This is a genomic window from Microbacterium sp. As-52 (assembly GCF_049949185.1).
Lineage (GTDB): Bacteria > Actinomycetota > Actinomycetes > Actinomycetales > Microbacteriaceae > Microbacterium > Microbacterium maritypicum_A.
The window spans coordinates 3,103,356-3,126,242 of record NZ_CP188171.1; the positions used below are offsets into that span (position 1 = coordinate 3,103,356).

General features: G+C 70.2%; 22 protein-coding genes and 1 tRNA gene. 15 read left to right on the top strand and 8 right to left on the bottom strand.

All coding sequences use genetic code 11. From position 1 onward, the window contains the following. Position 1: 1 nt before the first annotated feature. From ACLFA2_RS14990 to ACLFA2_RS15005, 4 genes are read right to left on the bottom strand one after another with little or no spacing between them, the layout of a single operon-like run. Positions 2-1,735: a CocE/NonD family hydrolase gene (locus tag ACLFA2_RS14990; RefSeq protein ID WP_021199517.1), complete on the bottom strand. Its 1,734-nt coding sequence runs from the start codon at positions 1,733-1,735 to the stop codon at positions 2-4. Next, entirely contained in the window at positions 1,732-3,030 is a 1,299-nt protein-coding gene (locus ACLFA2_RS14995) for an MFS transporter (RefSeq protein WP_031207206.1), read from the bottom strand. The genes ACLFA2_RS14990 and ACLFA2_RS14995 overlap by 4 nt, the downstream gene beginning before the upstream one ends. 35 nt (positions 3,031-3,065) lie before the next feature. Next, positions 3,066-4,082: an alpha/beta hydrolase fold domain-containing protein gene (locus tag ACLFA2_RS15000; RefSeq protein ID WP_021199519.1), complete on the bottom strand. Its 1,017-nt coding sequence runs from the start codon at positions 4,080-4,082 to the stop codon at positions 3,066-3,068. Continuing rightward, positions 4,079-5,089 (bottom strand): alpha/beta hydrolase, encoded by a 1,011-nt coding sequence (locus ACLFA2_RS15005; RefSeq protein WP_029260402.1) that lies wholly within the window; start codon positions 5,087-5,089, stop codon positions 4,079-4,081. The genes ACLFA2_RS15000 and ACLFA2_RS15005 overlap by 4 nt, the downstream gene beginning before the upstream one ends. Positions 5,090-5,193: 104 nt before the next feature. On the opposite strand from ACLFA2_RS15005, the gene ACLFA2_RS15010 reads away from it, so the two are divergent. Next, positions 5,194-6,198 (top strand): LacI family DNA-binding transcriptional regulator, encoded by a 1,005-nt coding sequence (locus tag ACLFA2_RS15010; RefSeq protein WP_318391221.1) that lies wholly within the window; start codon positions 5,194-5,196, stop codon positions 6,196-6,198. On the opposite strand, the gene ACLFA2_RS15015 is transcribed toward ACLFA2_RS15010, so the two are convergent. Further along, entirely contained in the window at positions 6,179-6,649 is a 471-nt protein-coding gene (locus ACLFA2_RS15015) for a PaaI family thioesterase (RefSeq protein WP_021199522.1), read from the bottom strand. The two genes, ACLFA2_RS15010 and ACLFA2_RS15015, sit on opposite strands and share 20 nt — an antisense overlap. A gap of 109 nt (positions 6,650-6,758) precedes the next feature. Between ACLFA2_RS15015 and ACLFA2_RS15020 the strand changes: the two genes are divergently transcribed. The 11 genes from ACLFA2_RS15020 to ACLFA2_RS15070 all read left to right on the top strand — a co-directional run bounded on the left by ACLFA2_RS15020 (position 6,759) and on the right by ACLFA2_RS15070 (position 17,308). Continuing rightward, a complete protein-coding gene (locus ACLFA2_RS15020; protein WP_021199523.1) occupies positions 6,759-7,187 on the top strand; it encodes a GntR family transcriptional regulator in 429 nt (142 codons plus the stop codon). Then, on the top strand, positions 7,184-8,254 hold the full coding sequence (locus tag ACLFA2_RS15025) for a DUF1648 domain-containing protein (protein ID WP_021199524.1): 1,071 nt from the start codon (positions 7,184-7,186) through the stop codon (positions 8,252-8,254). Before ACLFA2_RS15020 ends, ACLFA2_RS15025 begins: the two co-directional genes overlap by 4 nt. Further along, entirely contained in the window at positions 8,251-9,201 is a 951-nt protein-coding gene (locus tag ACLFA2_RS15030) for a CPBP family intramembrane glutamic endopeptidase (protein ID WP_426621574.1), read from the top strand. The genes ACLFA2_RS15025 and ACLFA2_RS15030 overlap by 4 nt, the downstream gene beginning before the upstream one ends. Before the next feature lie 31 nt (positions 9,202-9,232). Continuing rightward, entirely contained in the window at positions 9,233-9,892 is a 660-nt protein-coding gene (locus ACLFA2_RS15035) for an O-methyltransferase (protein ID WP_021199526.1), read from the top strand. A gap of 132 nt (positions 9,893-10,024) precedes the next feature. After that, positions 10,025-11,305, top strand: coding sequence for a phosphopyruvate hydratase (eno, locus tag ACLFA2_RS15040; RefSeq protein WP_021199527.1), 1,281 nt, complete (start codon positions 10,025-10,027; stop codon positions 11,303-11,305). A 75-nt stretch (positions 11,306-11,380) separates the two neighbouring features. After that, positions 11,381-11,956: an FtsB family cell division protein gene (locus ACLFA2_RS15045; protein ID WP_021199528.1), complete on the top strand. Its 576-nt coding sequence runs from the start codon at positions 11,381-11,383 to the stop codon at positions 11,954-11,956. Positions 11,957-12,003: 47 nt separating this feature from the next. Then, a complete protein-coding gene (locus ACLFA2_RS15050; RefSeq protein ID WP_021199529.1) occupies positions 12,004-12,546 on the top strand; it encodes a DUF501 domain-containing protein in 543 nt (180 codons plus the stop codon). After that, on the top strand, positions 12,543-13,850 hold the full coding sequence (locus ACLFA2_RS15055) for a S8 family serine peptidase (RefSeq protein WP_029260395.1): 1,308 nt from the start codon (positions 12,543-12,545) through the stop codon (positions 13,848-13,850). Before ACLFA2_RS15050 ends, ACLFA2_RS15055 begins: the two co-directional genes overlap by 4 nt. Before the next feature lie 25 nt (positions 13,851-13,875). Then, positions 13,876-15,402 carry an NAD(P)/FAD-dependent oxidoreductase gene (locus ACLFA2_RS15060; RefSeq protein WP_426622480.1) on the top strand — a complete coding sequence of 509 codons (1,527 nt, stop codon included), beginning with the start codon at positions 13,876-13,878 and terminating at the stop codon, positions 15,400-15,402. A 625-nt stretch (positions 15,403-16,027) separates the two neighbouring features. Continuing rightward, the gene (locus tag ACLFA2_RS15065) at positions 16,028-16,636 is read left to right on the top strand and encodes a hypothetical protein (RefSeq protein ID WP_231494486.1); all 609 of its coding nucleotides are present in this window, start codon (positions 16,028-16,030) and stop codon (positions 16,634-16,636) included. 6 nt (positions 16,637-16,642) lie between these two features. After that, positions 16,643-17,308 carry a DedA family protein gene (locus ACLFA2_RS15070; RefSeq protein ID WP_347123056.1) on the top strand — a complete coding sequence of 222 codons (666 nt, stop codon included), beginning with the start codon at positions 16,643-16,645 and terminating at the stop codon, positions 17,306-17,308. Positions 17,309-17,332: 24 nt separating this feature from the next. Here ACLFA2_RS15070 and ACLFA2_RS15075 read toward each other — a convergent pair. Continuing rightward, positions 17,333-17,405 (bottom strand) — tRNA-Leu (locus tag ACLFA2_RS15075). Between the two features lie 86 nt (positions 17,406-17,491). Here ACLFA2_RS15075 and ACLFA2_RS15080 point away from each other — a divergent pair. From ACLFA2_RS15080 to ACLFA2_RS15090, 3 genes are all read left to right on the top strand, one after another. Next, positions 17,492-18,739, top strand: coding sequence for an amino acid deaminase/aldolase (locus ACLFA2_RS15080; RefSeq protein WP_347123055.1), 1,248 nt, complete (start codon positions 17,492-17,494; stop codon positions 18,737-18,739). Next, a complete protein-coding gene (locus ACLFA2_RS15085; RefSeq protein ID WP_347123054.1) occupies positions 18,736-20,049 on the top strand; it encodes a D-arabinono-1,4-lactone oxidase in 1,314 nt (437 codons plus the stop codon). The genes ACLFA2_RS15080 and ACLFA2_RS15085 overlap by 4 nt, the downstream gene beginning before the upstream one ends. A gap of 88 nt (positions 20,050-20,137) precedes the next feature. Then, positions 20,138-20,704 (top strand): LemA family protein, encoded by a 567-nt coding sequence (locus ACLFA2_RS15090; protein ID WP_021199536.1) that lies wholly within the window; start codon positions 20,138-20,140, stop codon positions 20,702-20,704. Between the two features lie 25 nt (positions 20,705-20,729). Here the strand turns inward: ACLFA2_RS15090 and ACLFA2_RS15095 are convergent, their stop codons facing one another. After that, positions 20,730-21,635, bottom strand: coding sequence for a hypothetical protein (locus tag ACLFA2_RS15095; protein WP_426621575.1), 906 nt, complete (start codon positions 21,633-21,635; stop codon positions 20,730-20,732). Further along, positions 21,632-22,885, bottom strand: coding sequence for a winged helix-turn-helix domain-containing protein (locus ACLFA2_RS15100; protein WP_167254595.1), 1,254 nt, complete (start codon positions 22,883-22,885; stop codon positions 21,632-21,634). Before ACLFA2_RS15100 ends, ACLFA2_RS15095 begins: the two co-directional genes overlap by 4 nt. Positions 22,886-22,887: the final 2 nt, after the last annotated feature.

The window sequence follows — 22,887 nt, forward strand, 5'->3', positions numbered from 1 at the left end:
GTCATCGTGGCACGCGGCGGTGAACGGCGGGTGACGCCGCCCCCGCGTGCGCCCCAGCCGTCACTGCGGCGGGCAGGGTGAGGGTGGCGGGATCGGAGCCTCCCACACGCACGGTCTGCTCGCTGGCGATCAGGCGCGAGTGATCGCGCACCGGATCATCGGTGCCGGAGTTGCGCAGATGCAGCGGGTGGGCGCCGGACGACACCTGCACGCGCAGACGCGACCCTGCGGCGAAGCGGTGGGCAAGGGGCGCGAGTTCGAGCCGGATACGGCCGGTGTCGTCGGTGCCGGTGTCGTCGGTGCCGGTGACGTCGGTGCCGGTGTCCTCGGTGCCGGTTTCGTCGGGCGAGAGACGTCGATACCCGTCGGTGACCGCTCGGGAGACGCCCCTGGAGTCGACCTCGCAGAGACGCACGAACAGGTCGGCTCGAGGATTCGACGATGCGAGACGCAGGGCGATCTCGGGCACTCCGATGACGATCAGGTCTTCCGGAAGCGGATCACCGGTGAACACGAGGACATCGTCCCGGCGTTCGCGGGTGCTTTGTCTGCGTCGCCCTGCGGAGAAGGGATTGAGCGTGCGTCCGCCCCCGTCCGGCGTCGGGTCCGCCGGGTCGTAGCGGTATGTCAGCTCGGCGGTGGGGTGCTCGACACCGCTTCGGTCGAGTCGTCCGTCGGCGGTGAGGGCCATCGACATCGCCGAATGCGGCGGGGGCCAGATCTCCAGCTCCCGCGGGCCACCTCCTCCGGTCACGTCGAGGCGTACGCCCTCCGCGGCGGCGTCCGCGCGGAAGGAGCGCAGTACCTCGCGGGCGCCGATCACCGTGATCTCGGGGGCACCGTGCACCCAGTCGCCGATGATGAGGCGCACCGGGCGCCCCGCATCGCGGAGTGCGGCGTAGTCCGCCAGCTGACCGACCAGGAACAGGTCCTGCCATCCGGCCACGAGAGTGACCGGCGGGATGCTCTCGATGTCCTGTGCGAAGTGCATCGGCTCCCACCAGGGGTCGCCTTCGTCGCTGTGCTCGACCCAGTCGCGGAAGAACTGCGGGTCCGCGCCACGTGCCACGCGCACCGCGTCTGCAGGCGGGATCGCGAGCGCACCCCGACGGAAGGCGCGGCGGGCGCGCAGCAGTGCCCACGCCTTCGACGGCAGCGACCGCTCCTGGATGTCCAGCGCGTACGCCCACGTGAGCGGCGTGTCGATCGAGAATCCGCCGCCCGGGTAGAGGATCGCGTCGTCGAACCGCCGCGCCGAGATCGCGATGCCCAGGGCGTCCGGACGCACGTCGCCGTCGCAGTAGGCCCACTGGGTCACGCCGAAGTAGCTTCCGCCCCAGGAGTGCACGCGTCCTGTCGCCCACGGCTGCGCGCGCAACCACCGCATCGTCGCCTGTCCGTCGGAGACCTCGTCGTGCAGCGGGTCGAACACTCCTCCCGACCCGAATGTGCCCCGGCAGCTCTGCACCACGACATGGTGCCCGCGTTCGGCGAGGAACAGGGCCACCCCGGCGATGCCGTCACGCCCGTACGGGGTGCGGATCAGCACGGTGTGCCCGTCGGATCCCTCCGCATGCCAGTGGTCGGTGAGGAGTGCGGCTCCGTCGTCCGCCGAGACCGGGATGTCGGCCGTGCGCGTGACCTTCCGATGCGTCTGCGGGGGCATGTCGACGGATCGGGAGAGGCGTCGGTACTCACGGCGGGCTGTGCCGCCGAGACGGGGAGCATCGGTCATCGCACGCCCTTCACTCTGGTGACCGCGAATGCGGCGATCACGGCCATCACGACCGCGCCGATGTAGAGGGCCGCGAAGTTCTCACCTGTCGGCGAGCCTATGCGGGTGGCGAAGAATCCGAAAACGGGCACGAGGATGCCCGGCAGCAGATAGGCGAGGGCCACGATGCCGAGATCCTTGCCGGCGTCATCCACGGAGGGGAGGCACTCCGTCATCAGGGCGACATCGGCCGCGATGTAGGCGCCTTGACCGGCCCCGACGACCGCGATCCCGACGAGGAAGAACGCGATGTCACCGAAGGAGATCGCCAGTATCAGGCCTCCCGCGCTGGCGAGTGCGCCGATGACGACGCTCGGCTTGCGGCGGCCCGTGCGATCGGAGATCACCCCGAACACGAATGCCATCACCAGGTTCATGAGCGTGAAGGCCGCCGTGGCCTGCGTCTGCACCGCGGCGATCTCCGTCGGGTCGTCGATGCCGAAGCGGCCCGAGATCGTCAGGTAGAGGTAGCTCGTGACCGACACGATCGATGCGGTCATGAAGAAGCGGCACAGCCAGGCCCAGGCGAAGTCGGGGTAGCGGCGGGGGCTCAGCCAGAACGTCGCCAGAACGGCGTTCCAGTCCATCGGGTCGGCGGGCTGCCGGCGACGGATGTCCTTCAGCGTGAAGAACAGCATCAGTGCCAGGAGCACGGAGAACCCGCCGGGGATCAGGAACATGCCGACCTGGCCGATCGGGGCGACCACTCCGGCGAGCGACACTCCGCCGAGGATCCCGATCGCGGTGGCGGCCCCCGTGACGGCCGACATGATGGCGCGGATGCTGCGGCGGATCTGGTCGGCGAACAGCGTGTGGACCGTCATCGACACGGCGCCCCAGCCGACCAGGACCAGGATGGTGCCGGCTCCGAGCGCGAGGAGGGAGGGGGCGGTCGCCTGCACGACGTATCCGGCCAGGGCGATCAGCGAGCCGGAGAGGATCCAGGGGCGGCGGATGCCGAGGCGGGACATCGATCGATCGCTCAGACGACCGAAGATCGGCGTCGTGATGAGGATGGCGGCGCCGCCGAGCGTGAGGATGATGCTGAGGTCGCCCGTCGCCTGGTCGGGGTCCCACTCCTTGAGGAGCTGGGGGATCGCGACGCTGGCGACGCCCTGGGCGATGCCGGATCCGAGCCACGCGAGCACGAAGGCGATCCAGAACCAGCGTGTCTGGCGCTGACCGGGGATCGCGTCGGTGGTGAGTGGCGGAGCGGGGTCTGCGGGGAAGACAGGATCGACTGCGTGGGTGGACATCATCGTCTCCGGATCTCGGTCGGGGTGGGGAAGGGTCACAGGTGCGCTCCCGTGGTCGTCACTGCATCCGCGGGGGAGTGGCCGGCGGAGCGGTAGGCATCGGCGAGTTCCCGGACGAAGACGTCGCGCCACTGGCGTGCCCTCTCCCACCGGCCGGTCAGGCCGGGGGAGGCATGGTCGTGGCCGGCGCCGATGCGCAGGACCACGGGGACTCCGGCCTCGCGCAGCGCGTCGGCGTACGCCATCGCGCCGTCCAGGAGGGGATCGAATTCGGCGGCGAGGATCAGGGCGGGAGCGAGGTCGCGGTGGTCTGGCGCGTCCAGCGGAGAAGCGTCGGCGAGGGGAGCGCCGGCGCGATAGACCTCGGCGAGGTGCATGGCCGCCTCCCAGTCCGCGGCGGCGAGGCGGCGGGGCATCGATGCGCCGACGAGGCGCAGCGCGGCCGGAAGCACTTCGAGCGCCTGGTGGTGCAGAGATGTTCCGGCGTCGCGCTCGCGCAGCGCGGCGGAGGCTGCGATGGTCGCGCCGGCGGAGTTGCCGCCCACGCCCAGCCGATCCGCATCGATCGCGAGCTCGTCGGCACGTTCGCGCAGATCCGCCAAGGCCGCGACGGCGTCGTCGACCGGAGCGGGGAACGGGTGCTCGGGCGCCAGCCGGTATTCGAGCGAAATGATCTGGACGCCGGAGCGCAGTGCGCGATCCGCACAGAGCCGATCGTTGAGCGACTCGTCGATCGTGCCGCCGGTCCAACCGCCGCCGTGCAGCCACAGCATCGTGGGGAGGGCGCCCGGCGCGGCTGCGGTGCGGAACCGTCGGGCGCGCAGCGGACTTTCCCCTCCCGCCACCGTCAGATCGTCGATCTCCACGCCCGAGGGGACCGGCGCGGTGAACTCGGAGGCCAGGAGGTCGCTCAGCTCCCGCTGCGCCCGGCGACGCGCACCCATGGCGGGCGACTCCAGCTCGGGGAGGGTCGCGGAGAGCTCGCGGATGCGCTGGATCCACTCCAGGATCGCCGGACTCAGCGGCGGCTCGTGCTGCTCCTGGTCGCTCATGACGGCGTCCTTCCATGGAGGGTGCGCAGCTCGGAGACGACCAGGCGATGCGCGGCATCCGCTGCGGGCACGAATCCGGTCGAACCGAGCGAGCCGTGCGTCTGTCCGATGAAGCGCATCGCGGTCACCGGGACCCCGGAGGCGGAGAGCGCTCGGGCATAGGCTTCTCCGTCGCCGCGCAGGGGGTCGAGCTCGGAGGTGAGGATCACGGCGGGCGGAAGCCCCTCGTGCGATGCGGCCCGCAACGGGGACGCATACGGGAGGCGAGCGGCCGCGGCATCCTCGCCGACATACTGCCGGACCAGGGTGCGGCCGACCGCGCGCACGATGACTCCCGGCATCCGCGCATCGATGCCGGCCATATCGGCATGACCCATGGTCAGGTCGAGTGCGGGGTTCTCCAGCAGCTGCAGGGCGATCGGATGCGCCGAGCGATCGCGGTTCATCAACGTCACGGCTGCGGCGAGGTCGCCTCCCGATGAGGCCCCACCCACGGCGAGGCGGTCCGGCGATGCCCCCAGCTCCGTCGCGTGGGTGTGCGTCCACTCGAAAGCCGCCCAGCACTGCTCCGGTTGGGTCGGGAACTGCTGCTCCGGGGCGTGGGCGTAGTCGGCGGCGACGATCACGATCCCCGCATCCCGCGCTCGGGCTCGGAACCGCGCGTCCCACGAGACCCAGTCGATCCCGGCGATCGTGAATCCGCCGCCGTAGAAGTACACCAGCGCGGGGAGGCCCGAGCCGGGTGGCGTGCGCTCCTCGCCGGGCCAGTAGACGCGCACGCGTACGTCGGGGTGCCCGTCGACCGGAACGATGTGCTCCTCGGCGGCGGTGGGGAGCGGCGTGATCCCGAGCGCGGCGCTCACGGTGTCGTCGTTCCTGGCAGCGACCCGGCGTCGTCCTGCGGGGTCTGCGGGTTCCTCCTCGAGCAGAGGCGCGACCCGCTCCTCCCACGCCGCCACGGCGCTGTCGAGGGTCGGGCGCCGGAATCGGGACCGCGGTGTCGGCATCGGGCATCTCCTTCGACGGTTCCGCACCGGTGGGTTCCGACCGGGGCGGGTTCCGACCTAGTCTGAGGAATCGAAGAACTTCGATGAAGAAGGGAGGTCCGAGCATGCGCGCACGACCGGGGCGGGTCACCATCTACGACGTCGCGGAGCGCGCGGGAGTGAGCATCTCCACCGTGTCGCTGGCGGTGAGTGCGCCGCACAGGGTGCGACCCGAGACCCGCGAACGCATCGTCGCCGCGGCCACCGCGCTCGGGTATCGGATGACGCAGGGGCGACGCGTGGGGGCCGCGCGCATCGCGGTCGCTGCACCGTTCACGACCTACCCCTCGTACCTGCGTCGCCTGTCCGGGATGCTCCGCAGGGCCAGGGATGCGGCGGTCGACATCATCCCCTACGACCTCGATTCGGCGGCGGCCGCCGATGAGCCGCTGCTCGACGTGCTGCCCACGCGCACGGACGCCACCGGCCTCGTGGTGATGGGGGTTCCGCTCGGCGGCGCGGCGCGACGGGCGAGCAGGGCCGCGCGCATCCCGGTGGTCCACGTCGACGTGGTGCCGACGCGGTCGGACGTGGGAGGTCCGGTCGTCCTCGTCGACGACCGTGACGGCGGTGCGCAGATCGGCCGCCACCTCGCCGGCCTCGGACATCGTCGTGTCCTGTTCGTGCATGAGCCGCAGCGCTCGCCGGCCTACGTGTCGGCCGGGATGCTCCGTATCGAAGGGCTCACGCAGCACCTGGCGATGACCGACCTGGCGGTCGCCGATCCCTCCGCGGTCGACGGCCGGGTGATCGCTGCGGCCCGCGCCGCGGGTGCGACGGCGATCGTCGCGAACCACGACCAGTTCGCCGCCGCGGTGCTGTCGGCGTTGCGCGCGGACCCCGGCACCGCTCCGCTCGCGGTCGTCGGCTACGACGACGGCGAGGTCGCTGCGGCGCTCGACCTCACGACCGTGCGGCAGCCGTTCGAGGAGAGCGGTCGCACGGCTCTGGAGCTCGTCCTCGGACTGGTGTCGGGCGCATCGACCGCGCACGACACCGTGCGCCTCGCCCCCACCCTGATCGCGAGGGCGTCGACGCTCGCCGGCGGGATCAGCCCCGCGAAGCGGTGACGCGCTTCTTCTCCCGGATGTAGACCTCGCGGCGCACCTTCGCGACGACGTCGCCCTCACGGTCGGTGATGACGGTCTCGAACCACTCGAGCACCTTGGCTCCGCCGCGTGCACGCTCGCGGATCTCCTCCGCCTTCTCCTTCGACACCTCGAACTCGGCGGTGAGCACGCCTCGGCCGGGCTTGAGGAACTCGATCTCGCCGCGGGTGTCCCACACGACGTGGTCGCGTCCGAGCTGGTGCATGACCAGCATGAAGAAGTACGGGTCGGTCATCGCCGACATCGAGCCGCCGAACGCGGTCTTGACGTAGTTGCGGGTGAAGACGTTGACGTGCAGCTCGACGGTCGCGTGCGTCCAGTCCTCGCTGAAGCGGCGGATGCGGATGCCGCTGAAGAGGTTGGGGATCCACAGGCTCATGCCGATCGCGAGACGGCGGGGAGTGATGCGCATGAAGGCCAGTGTGCGGCACCAGGGCGGAAGCGACGAAGACGTCTGGAGGGTTGGCACAGTTGTTATAGTTCGCATAGAATAAGTAGCGATGATAGGAGAGGAGGGCCGGATGCTCATCCGCGTCGATCCCGACAGCCCCCGCGCGCTCTACGACCAGGTGGCGGCCTCCATCCGCTCCGACATCCTCACCGGGGTCCTCGCGCCCGGCGATCGCCTTCCCGCGGCCCGCGACGTCGCCGAAGCGCTCGACATCAACCAGCACACCGTCCTGCACGCCTACCAGCGGCTGCGCGATGAGGGGTTGGTCGATCTGCGTCGCGGGAGGGGAGCGGTCATCGCGGCCTCGGCTGCGCCCCTCGCCGAACTCGCTCACGACATCGACGAGCTGGTGCGCCGTGCCGCAGCCCTCGGCGTCTCCGCCGACACGCTCGCCGGCATCGTTCATGCGCACCGTGACGCCCGATCCGATCTCGACCGTTCTGATCTCCCCCGTTCCGATCCCGACCGCCCCGACAGCCGCGAGGAGGACTCGCCATGACCATCCACGACCTCACCCGCACGCCGCCTGCGCTGCTGCGACGCGCTCGGCTGACCTTCTTCGTCGTCGCGGTGATCCTGCCGATCGTGATCACCGCCGTCGCCGTCGTGATCCTGCTCGCCTGGCTGCCCACGCTGCCGCCACAGGTGGCGACCCATTGGGGTGTGAGCGGCGCCGACCGGTTCGGCCCGCCGTCCGTGTATCTCTGGATCCTCGTCGGGGTCGGGCTCGGCTTGCCGGCGCTGATGGCGATCGTCACCCTCGCGTCCGTCGGTGCGCACTGGGGCGGGGCGGCCCGGCTGATGGGCGCACTCTCCGCGGGGATGTCCGCCTTCGCGGCCGTGATGAGCCTCGGGTCCCTCGCGATCCAGCGTGAGCTCGCCGACCCCGCGGAATCGCCCGGCATCGGGGGCACCATGGCACTCGCGTTCGCCGCACTCCTTCTGGTCGGCGGCATCGCCTGGGCCGTGCAGCCGCGCGTGCGGCCGGAGCAGGGGCGCACGCTCGAACCCCGCTACTCGGTGCACGTCGCGAAGGGCGAACGCGTCGTGTGGGTCGCCACGACGACGATGCCGCGCGGCGCGCTCGCCTTCCTGCTGTTCGTGCTCCTCGGTCTCGTCGCGCTCGCCGCGTACATGCTCGGCACCGGCGTCGAGGGTGGCTGGATCGTCGCGCTGGTCGTGGTCGTCGTGGGCTTCGCCCTCGCGGCGACCGCCTCGTTCCGCGTCACGGTCACACCGGAGGGCTTCTCCGCTCGTGCCCTGCTGGGCTGGCCGCGCATCCGTGTCCCGCTCGACGAGGTCGAGGCGGCGCGCGCTGTCGACATCTCCCCGTTCGGCGAGTTCGGCGGCTGGGGATGGCGCATCGCCGTCGACGGGCGCACCGGGATCGTCATGCGCCGCGGATCTGCGATCGAGGTCTCCCGACGGGGCCGGCGACCCTTCATCGTCACCATCGACGGCGCGGAAGAAGCCGCGGCGCTGCTCCAGGCCTATGTCGACCGCGCGGGGACCGCGGCCATCGCCTCGACCGATCGATCGACGGACTCCGGAAAGGAGACCTCATGAACGACCAGACCCTGAACCCGCGCCGTGTGCCGTGGACCGCGGTGATCGTCTTCGTGGCGGTCTCCTTCGTCCTCTCCTGGCTGGTCGCCCTGCCCCTGTGGCTGGGCGACGGGCTCGCCGAGCCGAGCTCGGTGTTCCTGCTGCCGGTGATGATGTTCACGCCTGCGGTGGCGGCTCTCATCGTCACTTTCGCGATGCGCGTCCCCGCACCCGGGCAGCGCGCCCGCTTCCTCGGACTGTGGCCGCTGCGCCCCGCGAAGCGCGTGATCTGGCTCATGGTCGCGGGGTGGCTCGTTCCGCCGCTGCTGGTGGGCCTGGGCGTCCTGCTCTCCGCCGCGCTCGGTTTCGTGCAGCTCGACCTGACATTCTCGGCTCTCGCAGCCGATCTCGAGAAGGCAGTGCCGGCCGGAACGCCACTGCCTCCTGTCCAGGTCGTCGTGTTCGCGCAGCTCGCGATGATCCCCATCGGCGCGCTGTTCAACAGCCTCTTCGCGTTCGGCGAGGAGCTCGGCTGGCGGGGGTGGCTGCTTCCGGCGCTGCGCCCGCTCGGCACCTGGCCGGCTCTGATCCTCAGCGGCGTGATCTGGGGCGTGTGGCACAGCCCGATCATCCTGCTCGGCTACAACTTCGGGCGCACCGACATCACGGGCATCCTGTTCATGATCGGTGGATGCGTGGCCTGGGGCGTCCTGCTCGGCTGGCTGCGGCTGCGGTCCGCATCGGTGTGGCCGGCGGTCATCGCGCACGGATCTCTGAACGCCGCGGCGGGGCTCATCCTCATCGTCGCCGCGACGCAGCCCGACCTGGCGTTGGCGGGACCACTCGGCGTCGCGACCTGGGTCGTCCTCGCGCTCGTCGCGGTGGTGCTGCAGCTGACGGGACAGTTCCGTGCCCAGCCCGAGCTCGCCGACGCGTCGGGGCGGCTGCTCTCGGCACCGCGGCCTTGACGGAGGGCGGCGCCGGGGGTTGGCTGAGGCCATGGAATCCACCCCCGCCGCCTGGTCCGACGCCGACAGCTTCCTCTCCGATCTGCTCGTCGGTCCCGATCCGGCGCTGGAGTCGGCCCTCACTGCGCAGCGGGCCGCCGGCCTCCCGGAGATCGAGGTCGCGCCCGTCGCCGGCAAACTGCTGAACCTGCTGGTCCGCATCAGCGGCGCGCGCCGCGTGCTCGAGATCGGCACGCTCGGCGGCTACTCGACGATCTGGCTCGCCCGCGCCGTCGGCGCCGAAGGACGGGTCGTGACGATCGAGGCGGAATCGGACAACGCGGCGGTCGCCCGTGCCAGCATCGACGCCGCGGGGGTCGGTGATCGCGTCGACATCCGGGTGGGGCGGGGAGCGGACGTGCTGCCGACCCTGGTCGGCGGATTCGATCTGGTGTTCATCGATGCCGACAAGGAGTCGAACACGATCTACCTCGATTGGGCGGCGAAGCTCGGGCACCCCGGCACGGTGATCGTGCTCGACAACATCGGGCGCGAGGGCGAGATCGTCCGCGACGACAGCACCGATCCCAAGGTCGTGGGCACCCGCGACGGACTGCGGATGCTGGGGGAGGATCCGCGCTTCGATGCCACGGCCCTGCAGACCGTGGGCGTGAAGGGATGGGACGGCTTCGCGATCGCCGTGGTCGTCTGACCTTCCGGGGCTTCCCGCCGCGGGCGATTCGCGTCCGGGCGAGTCCCGGAGTCCGTCGGGAGGCCGGGCTAGACTGGGCGCGGATCGACGACGCTCCACACAACGTTTTCCCCCTGAGCAAGGAGCACATCAGTGGCACTGATCGAGGCTGTAGGCGCACGCGAGATTCTCGACTCGCGCGGAAACCCGACCGTCGAGGTGGAGGTCCTCCTCGACGACGGCATCGTGCAGCGGGCGGCCGTTCCGTCCGGCGCATCCACGGGCGCGTTCGAGGCGTACGAGCTCCGCGACGGAGACAAGAGCCGCTACGGCGGCAAGGGCGTGCTGAAGGCCGTCGAGGCCATCATCGATGAGCTCGGACCGGCGATCGAGGGTGTCGAGGCGAGCGAGCAGCGCATCGTCGACGAGATCCTGATCGATGTCGACGGCACCGAGAACAAGAAGCGCGTCGGCGCCAACGCCATCCTCGGCGTGAGCCTCGCCGTGGCCAAGGCCGCCGCGGACTCGGCCGACCTCCCGCTGTTCCGCTACCTCGGCGGCCCGAACGCGCACGTGCTGCCCGTTCCGCTGTTCAACGTCATCAACGGTGGCGAGCACGCCGACAACGGCATCGACATGCAGGAGTTCTTCCTCGCGCCGATCGGCGCGGAGACCTACTCCGAGGCACTCCGGTGGGGCGTCGAGACCTACCACGTGCTGCGCGCCGAGCTGAAGGCCGCCGGCTACGCGACCGGTCTGGGCGACGAGGGCGGCTTCGCTCCCGACCTGCCCAGCAACCGTGAGGGCCTCGACTTCCTGGTGAAGGCGATCGAGAAGGCCGGGTTCACGCCCGGAACCGACATCGCCCTCGGGCTCGACGTCGCCGCGACCGAGTTCTTCAAGGACGGCGTGTACCGTCTCGACAATAAGGACTGGGACGCCGCCGCGCTCACCGAGTACTACGTCGGACTCGTGAACGACTTCCCGATCGTCACGATCGAAGACGCTCTCGCCGAGGACGACTGGGACAACTGGAAGCACCTCACCGACGTCCTGGGCTCCAAGGTCCAGCTGGTCGGCGACGACCTGTTCGTCACCAACCCGCAGCGTCTCGCCGACGGCATCAAGCGTGGCGTCGCCAACTCGCTGCTCGTCAAGGTCAACCAGATCGGCACGCTCACCGAGACGTTCGACGCCGTCAGCCTGGCGCAGCGCTCCGGGTACACGGCGATGCTCTCGCACCGCTCGGGCGAGACCGAGGACACCACGATCGCCGACCTGGTCGTCGCGACCAACGCGGGCCAGATCAAGGCGGGCGCCCCTGCCCGCAGCGAGCGTGTCGCGAAGTACAACCAGCTGCTGCGCATCGAGGAAGAGCTCGGCGACGCCGCGGTCTTCGCCGGCCGCTCGGCGTTCCCGCGCTACCAGGCCTGAACGCACGACACATCGAAGAAGCCGCCGACACGGCGGTGAACACCGCCGCTGAGCCGGCACGACGAAGGAGGAGCCGTGGCACGACGACCGGCTCCTCCTTCGTCGTCTCCGCGAGCGCAGCCGACGCCCTCGCCCACGAAGAAGGGCGCGAAGCCCCGGGCGCAGGCAGCGACGACGTCGTCTCGGCGTGCGTCGAGCGCGTCCCGAGGCGAGGCGCCTCGCGTCGACGTGCGCGAGTGGGCATCCGGCATCCGGCTCTCGGCGTTCTCCGTCATCATGCTCTCTCTCGTGGTGCTGGGAGCCTGGGTGCTCGTGCCCACGCTCGGGACCTTCATCGATCAGCGTCAGAAGATCGCTGCTCTCGAGGCATCGGTGAAGGTGAGCGAAGACCAGATCGAGGCGCTCGTCGCGGAACGCGAGCGTTGGAACGACCCCGCGTACATCGCCACCCAGGCCCGCGAACGCCTCTACTACGTCAAGCCCGGCGAGGTCGTCTACCTGGTCGACAACGACCTCGACCCCGCAGCACTTCCGCGTGAGCAGGACCCCGTGAGCGAGACGCTCGTCGAGACGCCGACGGACTGGATGCCGCAGTTGCTGCGCACCGTGGTCTCGACCGGGCTCAGCGACACGGCCGCCGTCGCTCCCTGAGCATTCGCTCCGAGCATCCTCCCTGGCGGCTCCCCTACGCTGGTGGGGTGACCACGCCGCCGTTCCCCGCCCCCACGCCCGCCGAACTCGCCGTCGTATCGGCTCAGCTCGGTCGTCCCGCCCGAGGCGTGGTGGGCATCGCGGCCCGCTGCGTGTGCGGCAACCCGACGGTCGTCGCGACCACCCCGCGTCTGCCGGACGGCACGCCGTTCCCCACGTTCTACTACCTGACGCACCCGGCGGCGACCGCGGCGATGTCGACGCTCGAGGCCACCCAGGTGATGCCGGAGCTCGCCGCCCTCCTCACCGACGACGAAGACGTGGCCGCGGCCTACCTCGCAGCCCACGAGGCCTATCTCGCCGACCGTGGGCAGTTCGGAGAGGTCTCCGAGATCGACGGCATCTCCGCCGGAGGCATGCCCACGCGTGTCAAGTGCCTGCACGCCCTGGCCGGACATGCCCTGGCTGCGGGCCCCGGGGTCAACCCGATCGGCGACGCCGCACTCGCACGCTCTTCATGGTCGCCCTCGGTCTGCCGCTGCGAAGACCCCGGTGCCGCCGTGCGCGACGGGGCGGCCCCCTCGGCATGACCGCGCGCCGGAAGCTGCGCAGCGCTGCCGCCATCGTGGTGGTCGCGGCGACCGTGCTGCTCATCGGCGCTTCCGCCACGCCGCCGCCGATCCCCGATGACCCCGCAGATCCGGTCCGCGCCTCGGAGTACTGGCTCGACGGCGCACGCATCCGCGAGGCCTGGCAGACGACCCGCGGCAAGGGCGTGACGATCGCGGTGATCGACACGGGCATCGGCAAGGTGCCGTCGGTCTTCGGCGACGCGGTCGTCGGGGGCACGGACGTGTCGGGGGCCGGGACTCCGGACGGACGCACCCCGCTGGGCGCGGTCGACGGCAACCACGGATCCTGGGTGGCTTCGCTGGCTGCCGGACGCGGTGCACCGGACGGAACGGGCATGATCGGCGTGGCTCCGGAGGCCAACCTGCTCTCGATCTCCGTGGGTTTCGGTGCGGCCGCGGCGGTGCCGTTCACGGAACAGGTGGCGAAGGGCATGAAGTGGGCCGTCGACAACGGGGCCGACGTCATCAATCTGTCGTTCACCACGAACACGCTCGATTGGGACGAGAGCTGGGACGAGGCGTTCCTGTACGCCTTCGAGCACGACGTGGTGGTGGTCGTCGCCGCCGGCAACCGGGGGAGCGGGACGAACATCATCGGCGCCCCGGCGACCATTCCCGGCGTGCTCACCGTCGGCGGCGTCGACCAGACGGGCACGGCCAGCATCGAGGCGTCGACGCAGGGCATCACGATCGGGATCTCGGCGCCCAGCGAAGGCCTGATCGGTGTCTCGGCCGATGGCTCGGTCGTCCCCTGGCGCGGCACGAGCGGTGCGGCGCCCATCGTCGCCGGAGTCGCGGCGCTGATCCGCTCGGCGCACCCCGACATCAAGGCGATCGACGTCATCAACCGCATCATCAAGACCGCGATTCCGGTCGACGATGCGATCAAGCCCCAGGATCCGCTGTACGGGTACGGGCTGGTGGATGCGGCGGCGGCGATCTCTGCGAACATCCCCGCAGTGAGCGAGAACCCCATGGGAGACCTGGCGGAGTGGATCCGCGTGTTCCGCCGTGCGCAGTCGGAACCGCAGCCGGTGGAGACGAGGACTCCGGTCGCCGTTCCCCCTCTTCCTGCCGCAGACGCTCCGACCGAGGCGGGTTCACCGTTGCTTCCCAGCGCGGATTCACTGCGCTACGGTACCCTGCCGCTCATTGCGCTCACCGTCCCTGGTATCCTGGTAGCGCTTGGCGTCACCGCAGCTGCCCGGCGCATCCGATCGGCGCGCATTTCCGTACGCCACACCCCCGACTCCGAGGAGTAGTTCTTCTGTGCCTCAGAACAGCACTGTGCCCAAGATCCTGATCGTCGGCGGAGGGTACGCGGGTTTCTACACCGCGTGGAAGCTCGAGAAGCACCTGCGCAAGGGCGAAGCCGACGTGACCATGGTCGACCCGCTGCCGTACATGACGTACCAGCCGTTCCTGCCCGAGGTCGCCGCCGGCTCCATCGAGGCGCGACACTCGGTGGTCGCGCACCGTCGTCACCTCAAGCGCACGAACGTCCTCACCGCCAAGGTGACGAACATCAACCACGCGCAGAAGGTCGCGACCATCACACCGCCCGTGGGTGAGCCGTACGAGTTCGCGTACGACCAGATCGTCGTCACCGCCGGTGCCGTGTCGCGTACCTTCCCGATCCCCGGCATCGCCGACAACGCGATCGGTCTGAAGACGATCGAAGAGGCCGTCGCGATCCGCGACAAGGTCATGTCGAACTTCGACAAGGCCGCGTCCCTCCCGGCCGGCCCTGAGCGCGACCGTCTGCTGACCGTCGTGGTCGTCGGTGGTGGCTTCGCCGGCATCGAGGTGTTCGCCGAGCTGCGTTCGCTGGCGTCCGCGCTGGTGGCCAAGTACCCGCAGATCAGCTTCGACGACACGCACTTCCACCTCATCGAGGCGATGGGCCGCATCATGCCCGAGGTCTCGCTGCAGACCAGCGAGTGGGTGCTCAAGGACCTGGCCAAGCGCGGAGCCAACGTGCACCTCGACACGCAGCTGACCAGCGCCGTCGACGGCAACGTCGAGCTTTCCACCGGTGAGGTCATCCCGACCGACGTCATCGTGTGGACCGCGGGTGTCATGGCCAACCCGACCGTCGTCCGCGGCGGAGACCTGCCGGTCGAGGAGCGCGGTCGCATCCAGACCCGCGCCGACCTGCGCGTCGGAACGCCGGAGGCGTTCGTCGAGGGAGCGTGGGCGGCCGGTGACGTCTCGGCCGTTCCCGACCTGTCCGGTGGCGGGGTCGGCGGCTTCTGCGTGCCGAATGCCCAGCACGCGGTCCGCCAGGCCAAGCTGCTCGCGAAGAACCTCGTCGCGGTCCTCCGGGGAGAGAAGCCCAAGGAGTACTTCCACAAGAACCTCGGTGCCGTCGCCGGCCTCGGCCTGTACAACGGTGTCTTCCAGTCCGGCAAGATCGCCCTCAAGGGTTTCGTGGCCTGGGTCGCGCACCGCGGCTACCACGGTCTTGCGATGCCCACGTGGGAGCGCAAGTTCCGCGTCATCTGGGGCTGGTGGAACAACCTGTGGCTCGGCCGCGACCTGGTGAACCTCGAGACCGTGCAGAACCCGCGCTACGTCTTCGAGGAGTTCGCGGCGCGCCCGCGCCCGGCTGCTCCGGCCGCGCCCGTGGCAGAGGCTGCTCCGGCCGCGAAGGCTGCTCCGGCTGCGAAGAAGTCGGCGGCCAAGGCCGCTCCGGCCGCATCGGCTGAGGTGACGGAGAAGCCGGCTGCGAAGAAGCCGGCGGCGAAGAAGCCCGCAGCGAAGAAGCCCGCCGCCGAGAAGGCCCCCGAGCCGGCCGAGGCTGCCGCCAAGTAGCAGACACGCTCGCACACGAACATCGGCCCCCACGCGCTCCGCGTCGGGGTCGATGTTCGTCTCTGCGGGGCGGCTCCGAGGCCATGCATAGGTACGGCCGGTATCGTCACGCGAGCAAGGGGAGTACTCCCGAATGCGGCGACGTCGTCATTACGAGCACGAGATCGTGCTCCGGCCCGCCGGCCCGTGAGGGTGGAGGAGACCTTGGCACCCGCATCGCGGGCTGCCGAGAGAACCCTGCCGTCGTCCCGGCGTCGTGGATCCGCGGTGGTCCGCACCACGAAAGGGACCACTCATGGGAAAGCTCTCCCGACTGATCGGAATGGCATCCGAAGCACTCGAGAAGAACGCCGGCACGGGGCGCGACCCTCACGCGGGCGACCGATCGCGCTCGCAGGACGGGTCCCGGTCGACGGACTGGGGAGGCATGCTCCGTGGAGCAGTCGACGCGGTCCGCGGTCCTGCCGACCCCGCACGGTCGTCAGGCCAGGACAGGCCTTCGTCGGCCGACCCGTACGCGCCGCCGGCCGCGTCCGGTGGACGACCGCGTCCCGCGCACACGGCACCATCTGCTGCAGACCCGTACGCGCCGCCTCCTCCCGGAACCGCGCGGGGCTCACACGCCGTGACCGACGCCGACCGAGCGGCCATCGCCCGCTACGACTACCTCCTCCAGACGGCGGATCCGCAGCGTGTCGAACAGATCCACCGCGAGGCGTTCGCCCGCCTCACACCTGACCAGCGCGCGCAGGTCGAGGCCCGGATGAGGCAGGAGCTCGAACCCGGTGAGCGACCGCGGTCCTCGTCGGCGGACGACCTCGCCCGCGCCGCCGGACGTGCTGAGGCCATGAAGCCGGGCCGGATGCGCGGACTGCTGTCGCGAGCACGTGGAGCCGGTATCGGTGGCGCGGCTGGTGGTGCGGCGGTCGCGGCTGGCGGCGCGGCCGTCGGATTGCTCGGCGTGGTGGCGGGCGGGGCCGTCCTCAGCACCGTGGCGGGGCCCCTGTTGGAGCAGGCCGCGAACAGCGGCGTCGACTTCGGCGCTATGGCGGAGGGCATCGACATCGAGTCCCTGGCCGCCGGCATCGACGTCGAGTCGCTCACGGGAGGTGCCGGTGAGCTCCTGGGCTCGGCCGGCGAGACCGTGTCGGGTCTGGGCGATGCGGCGAGCGGGTGGGGCGAGCAACTCGGCAATCTCGGCATCCCCGGTATCGGCGACATCTTCGGGCGCTGATCGCGGATGGTCCTCACTGCTGCCGCCGATCATGGCTTCACCGGGCTCACCGGATTCGCGGCCGACGTCCTCACCGCACTCGGGGATGTCGGGGTGGGTGTGCTGGTCTTCCTCGAAGTCCTGGTGCCCCCCATCCCGAGCGAGGTCATCCTGCCGTTCGCGGGGTACCTCAGCCAGAGCGGCGCCCTGAACCTGGGGTGGTTGATCTTCTGGAGCACTCTCGCGTCCCTGCTGGGCGCTTTGCTGCTGTACGGACTCGGTGCCGCGATCGGCATGGATCGGGCCGTGCGCATGCTGGCGGCCACTCGGCTGGTGAGCCGGTCCGACCTCGAGCGGGGAGGGGACTGGTTCGTGCGCAGCGGCGGTTGGACCGTGCTGGTCGGGCGGATGGTCCCCGGCGTCCGCAGCCTCATCTCGATCCCGGCGGGCGCATCCCGCATGAACCTCGTGACGTTCAGCATCTACACGGTCATCGGCAGCGGCCTCTGGAACACACTCCTGCTGGGCGTCGGCGCAGCGCTGGGCACGCAGCACGAGCAGTTGGAGCAGTATCTCGGCTATCTCGACTACGTCGTGTACTCGGCGATCGCGATCGCACTCGTCGTCCTGATCGTGCGGAGGATCCGTGAGGCCTCGGGCGAGAAGAAGCGAGCCATCGACGTCGAAGACTGAGAGGGCGGGGGCGGAACCCCGGTGTGCCCCCGCTGGGACTCGAACCCAGACTGAAGCGATTTTAAGTCGCCTGCCTCTGCCATTGGGCTACGGGGGCCCCGCCGCCAGCCTATCGCCGTGCCCGCATGCGACGCGGTGCCGCAGGGGGTGATCCCGAGTCCGATGAGGCCTTAGGGTGGGGGAGTGCTCGACCTCATCGACGAACTGAGCCCCGTCCATGGTGCGCCCGCGGTCGCCCCCGAGTGGGAGGACCCGGCCCGCTACTGGCCGCGCCTGTCCGCCGTGACCGGGCATCTCCCCGCCCCGGTCGCGGTGATCGACCGGGAGGCGCTCCGCTACAACGCCATGGACCTTCTGGTGCGCGCCGGCGGGCTGCCGATCCGTGTCGCCTCAAAGTCGGTGCGCGTGCGATCCGTGCTCGATGCCGTGCTCGCGCTGCCCGGGTTCCACGGCATCCTCGCCTTCACGCTGGAGGAAGCGCTCTGGCTCGCCGAGACGCACGACGACATCGTGCTCGGCTACCCGACCGTGGATCGCGGAGGACTGGAACGGCTGTTCGCCGACGAGCAGGCCGCGCAGCGCATCACCCTGATGGTCGACGACCTCGTGCATCTCGATCTGATCGACAGCGTCGCCGGCCCGGGGTCGCGCCCCGAACTCCGCGTCGCGATCGACGTCGACGCCTCCTGGCGCTCGTCGCTCCTCGGCCACATCGGCGTGCGTCGTTCGGCGCTCTTCAGCGCCGGAGAGGTGGCGGCATTCGCTCGCAAGGTGGTCGCGCGGCCAGGATTCCGACTCGTCGGACTGCAGATGTACGACGCGCAGATCGCGGGCCAGGGCGACGACGCCGGCCCCGATGCGCCGTTGATCCGGATGGTGCAGGCCCGCTCGCGCAATGAGCTGCGGGAACGCCGGGCAGCCATCGTCTCCGCCGTCGGCGCGATCGCTCCGCTGGAGATCCTCAACGGCGGTGGCACCGGATCGCTCGAGTTCACCGGAAGCGATGAGTCCCTCACCGAGGCGAGTGCGGGGAGCGGGCTCCTGGGCGGCCATCTGTTCGACGGGTACCGTTCGTTCCGACCGGCCCCAGCCTCGGCGTTCGCGTTCGACGTGGTGCGGCGCCCGGCCGTCGACATCGCCACCGTGCTCGGCGGAGGCTGGATCGCCTCCGGCCCCGCAGTCGCGTCCCGTCAGCCGCGTCCCGTATGGCCGGAAGGGCTCCACACGCTCTCCCGGGAAGCGGCCGGAGAAGTGCAGACACCGCTCCAGGGTCCGACGGCCACGTCGCTGGGTGTGGGGGACCGGGTCTGGTTCCGCCATGCCAAGAGCGGCGAACCGGCCGAGCGCATCGAGAGTTACCACCTGGTCTCGGGCGACGAGATCATCGACGAGCTGCCGACCTACCGCGGCGAGGGAAAGGCCTTCCTGTGACGAGAATCGGCGGCACCTGGCAGAACTGGGGCCGCTCGGCCTCGGTCCGACCCGTGCGTGTGGAGCGTCCGCGCAGCCCGGAGGGCGTGCAGCGCGCGGTGATCGCCGCAGTCAAGCACGGGCTGCCGGTGAAAGCCGTCGGCGCCGGTCACAGCTTCACGGGCATCGCGGTGGCCCCGGGCGTCCTGCTCGAGCTCGACGACCTGCAGGGCCTCGTCTCCGCGGACGCCGCCACCGGGCGCGTGACGTTGCTCGCCGGCACTCGGCTGCACCGCATCCCGGCTCTGCTCGCGCCCTACGGGCTCGCGATGGAGAACCTCGGCGACATCGATCGGCAGTCGATCGCCGGTGCGATTTCGACGGGCACGCACGGAACGGGAGCCGGATACGGCGGCCTCGCGACCCAGGTGGTCGGTGTCACGATGGTCACGGCGGCCGGCGAGTTCCTCCGCATCGACGAGGAGCACGAGAATGAGCTCCTGCCCGCCGTGGCGTTGGGCCTCGGCGCGCTCGGCATCGTCGTCGAGGTGACTCTCCAGTGCGTGCCCGCGTTCGTCATGCACGCGACCGACGAGCCGGTGGCCCTGGACGAGGTGCTGGCCAGCCTCGACGAGCGCGTCGCTGCCGCCGATCACTTCGAGTTCTACTGGTTCCCCCACACCGATGTGGCCCTGACCAAGCGCCAGACGCGCATGCCGGAGGCGACGGTCCGCAAGCCGCTACCGGCGGTCGGGCGATGGATCGATGAGACGCTGCTCTCGAACGGCGTGTATCGCGTGGTGTGCGCGGCGGGCCAGGTCATCCCCGCGATCACTCCACCCTTCAGCCGGCTCGCCGTCAAGCTCACGGGCGATCGCGAATACACCGAGCTGTCGCACCGGGTGCTCATCCAGAGCAGGACCGTGAGATTCCGCGAGATGGAGTACGCGATCCCCGCCGAGAACGCCGTGGCCGCCTTCCAGGCGGTCCGGGCGCTCATCGACCGACGAGGGTGGCGGATCGAGTTCCCGATCGAGGTGCGGTTCGCGGCCGCCGACGACCGCTGGCTGTCGACGGCCCATGGGCGTGCCAGCGCCTACATCGCCGTGCACCGGTACTGGCGAGCCGACCCCACGGAGTACTTCGGTGCCGTCGAAGAGATCATGCACGAATACGGGGGACGCCCGCACTGGGGCAAGCTCCACACGCTGACCGCGGAGACGCTCCGGGAGCGGTACCCGCGGTTCGACGATTTCGTCACGCTGCGCGATCGCCTCGACCCCGAACGTCGATTCGCCAACCGCTATCTTGAACGGGTCCTCGGCAGCTGATCGGTCTGCGGTTGTCGCCGGGCATGCCCAGTCCACGTGCAGGCTGCGCGTCTAGGATGAGAGAAACACGAGGAAGGGTGGGCCTCTGATGGAATGGCTCGTGCCGGTACTGATCGTTGTCGGAGTGATCCTGCTCGTCGGCATCTATCTGTGGGCCACGTACAACTCGCTGGTGCAGCTGAACGTCCGCGTCGATGAGGCGTGGAGCGGAATCACGGTGCAGCTGAAGCGACGAGCCGACCTCATCCCCAACCTGATCGAGACGGTCAAGGGATATGCCTCCCATGAGAAGGCCGTCTTCGAGAACGTGACTCGCGCGCGTGCCGAGACGCTGTCGGCGGGAGGCCCCGGGGAAGCAGGCATCGCCGAGGGACACCTGCAACAGGCTCTGCGCAGCCTGTTCGCGGTCGCCGAGGCGTACCCGCAGCTGCAGGCGAGCACGAACTTCCTCCAGGTGCAGCAGGCACTGGTCGACACCGAGGACAAGATCCAGGCCGCACGCCGTTTCTACAACGGCGGTGTGCGCGAGCTCAACACCAAGATCAAGGTGTTCCCGAACAACCTGTTCGCGAAGGGCTTGGGCTTCTCCGAGCGGGAGTTCTTCGAGGTCGCCGACAGCAGCGCCATCTCCGAGCCACCGCGCGTGCAGTTCTGATGACCTCCGCCTGACCAGACCCCGCTCACCACGGTGAGAGGACGAGGCCGTCAGTGGTGAATGAGACGTCGCCGCGCAGGCTCCAGGAGTCGGTGCGATACGTGGTGGTGCGAGGTTCGCCGTTCTGGCCGGTCCCGGTGACGGTGGCCACGAGAACTCCACCCTCCGCTGTGAAACCGGCTGGGGAGAGCGCGATGGTCGGTGACTCGTCGATCCGATAGCGGATGCCGGTCACATCGCGGAACTCCGTCCCCCAGGGGATTCGGATTCCGCAGCCCTCCGCCTCCGTGGTGGCTGGGGCGGTACAGGTCTCGAGGAGCTCGTCGAGCCTGTCCTGTGCGGCAGCAGTCGCTTCCGGGCGCACGGCGACATCGACCGTCGCCGTGGTCTTCGCGCCGGGCAGCACCGACACCGATCTCTCGCCGTCGAGCAGCGTCGTCGGCGCGACAGCCACGGTGTAGGTCGCAGGCAGCAGCGGAACACCCTTCCCTGCCGGAATGGTCGCGTCGCCGATCGCCACGTCGGAGCCGATGCCCGACTCGATGGTCAGGCTGCCCAGACCCGCGGAGTCGACGATCCAACGGTCCTCCACGACGCCGAGGCTCAGCTGCGCCTCCTGCTCCGCGCCGTCCAGGCGGAACGAGATGTCGGCGACGGCGGATGCTCCGTCGGTGTCTTCACGGACGCGCGTGACCTCCGCATCCTCGATCAGAGAGGTCGCGGCGTCGAACGCGTCGAGGGCGGTCGTCGAGACCTTCATCCCGGTGGCCGCCACAGCATCGGCGTCGCCGGATTCCAGGGCGTGCAGGTAGTCGAGTGCCGCCTCCTCGGGAGTGGACGAGTGGGCTGTCGACTGCCAGATCCACAGGCACGCGGCGGCCAGGACGAGTCCCGCGGCACCGCCGATGAGCCACCAGCGCGCCTTTCTCACGTCCGGCTCTCCCGCGCATGCAGATGACGGCCCACGGCACGGCTGTTCGCCAGCGCTGCATGCAGGGCATCGGTGGCGTCGCCCCAGCCGGAGACCGAGACGTTCTCCAGACCCTGCCACCCCGCCGCGAGGGCGAGCTCTGCCGCGATCGGTTCCGCATCGCCGGGGCGCGCCTGCGGTTCCCACCAGGCGGACTGGACCTGCAGCGTCGACGTCGCGCGGTCGGCCTTGAGGTCGACCCGCGCCACGATGCGGTCGCCGACGAGGACGGGCAAGGAGTAATAGCCGTACCGACGCTTCTCCGCCGGCACATAGATCTCGATGCGGTAGTCGAGTTCGAACGCGCGGAGTGCTCGATCGCGGAACCACACGACGGGGTCGAACGGGGTCAGGATCGCGGCCGCATCGATTCCCCGGGGAAGCACCGCGTCACGATGCCGCCAGGCCGCGAGCGGACGCCCGCCACGTTCCCAGCCGCGCACCTGCACCGGCTGCAACTCGCCCGCATCGGCGAGGTCGGCGATCGAGCGGGCGACGGCCGCCCGGTCGCGGATCCGGTAGTAGTCTGCGAGGTCGGACTGCGTCGCGACACCGCTCGAACGGGCCGCGCGACGCGTCAGCTCGAGAATCGCATCGGCGCGGGAGACCTCCTCCGAGCGGATGCCGTCGGGGATCACATGCTCGGCCAGCGCATACGTGCGCTCGAAACCGCGGCGCCCGCTGATCGCGACGTCGCCGACACGCCACAGGTGCTCGAGGGCGAGCTTCACATCGTCCCAGTCCCACCACGTTCCCCGCTCTCGGGGTGCATCGGCGCGGAGGTCGGCCGGCCGCAGCGGCCCACGCGCGCGCAACTCGTCCTGCACCCACTGCACCGTGCGCGCGTTGCTGCTCATCCAGGAGTCCTCGCCGGCCCACCGCCGACGGAAGTCCTCCATGCGGAACCGCCACAGCGGCCAGTCCTGGATCGGGATGAAGGTCGCCTCGTGCGCGAGGTACTCCACGTAGTGGGTCGTGCGGGAGAGGAAGACGCGGTCGAGGAGAGCGGGTTCATACGCGCCGAGTCGCGAGAACAACGGCAGGTAGTGGGACCGGGCGAACACGTTGACCGAATCGATCTGGAGCACCCCGAGCCGGTCCATGACCCGGTGCACGTGCCGCCCCGTGACCGATGCGGGGCGGGTGCGTGTGAAGCCCTGAGCAGCCAGAGCGATGCGGCGTGCCTGGGTGGAGCTGAGGGTGTCGGTCACAC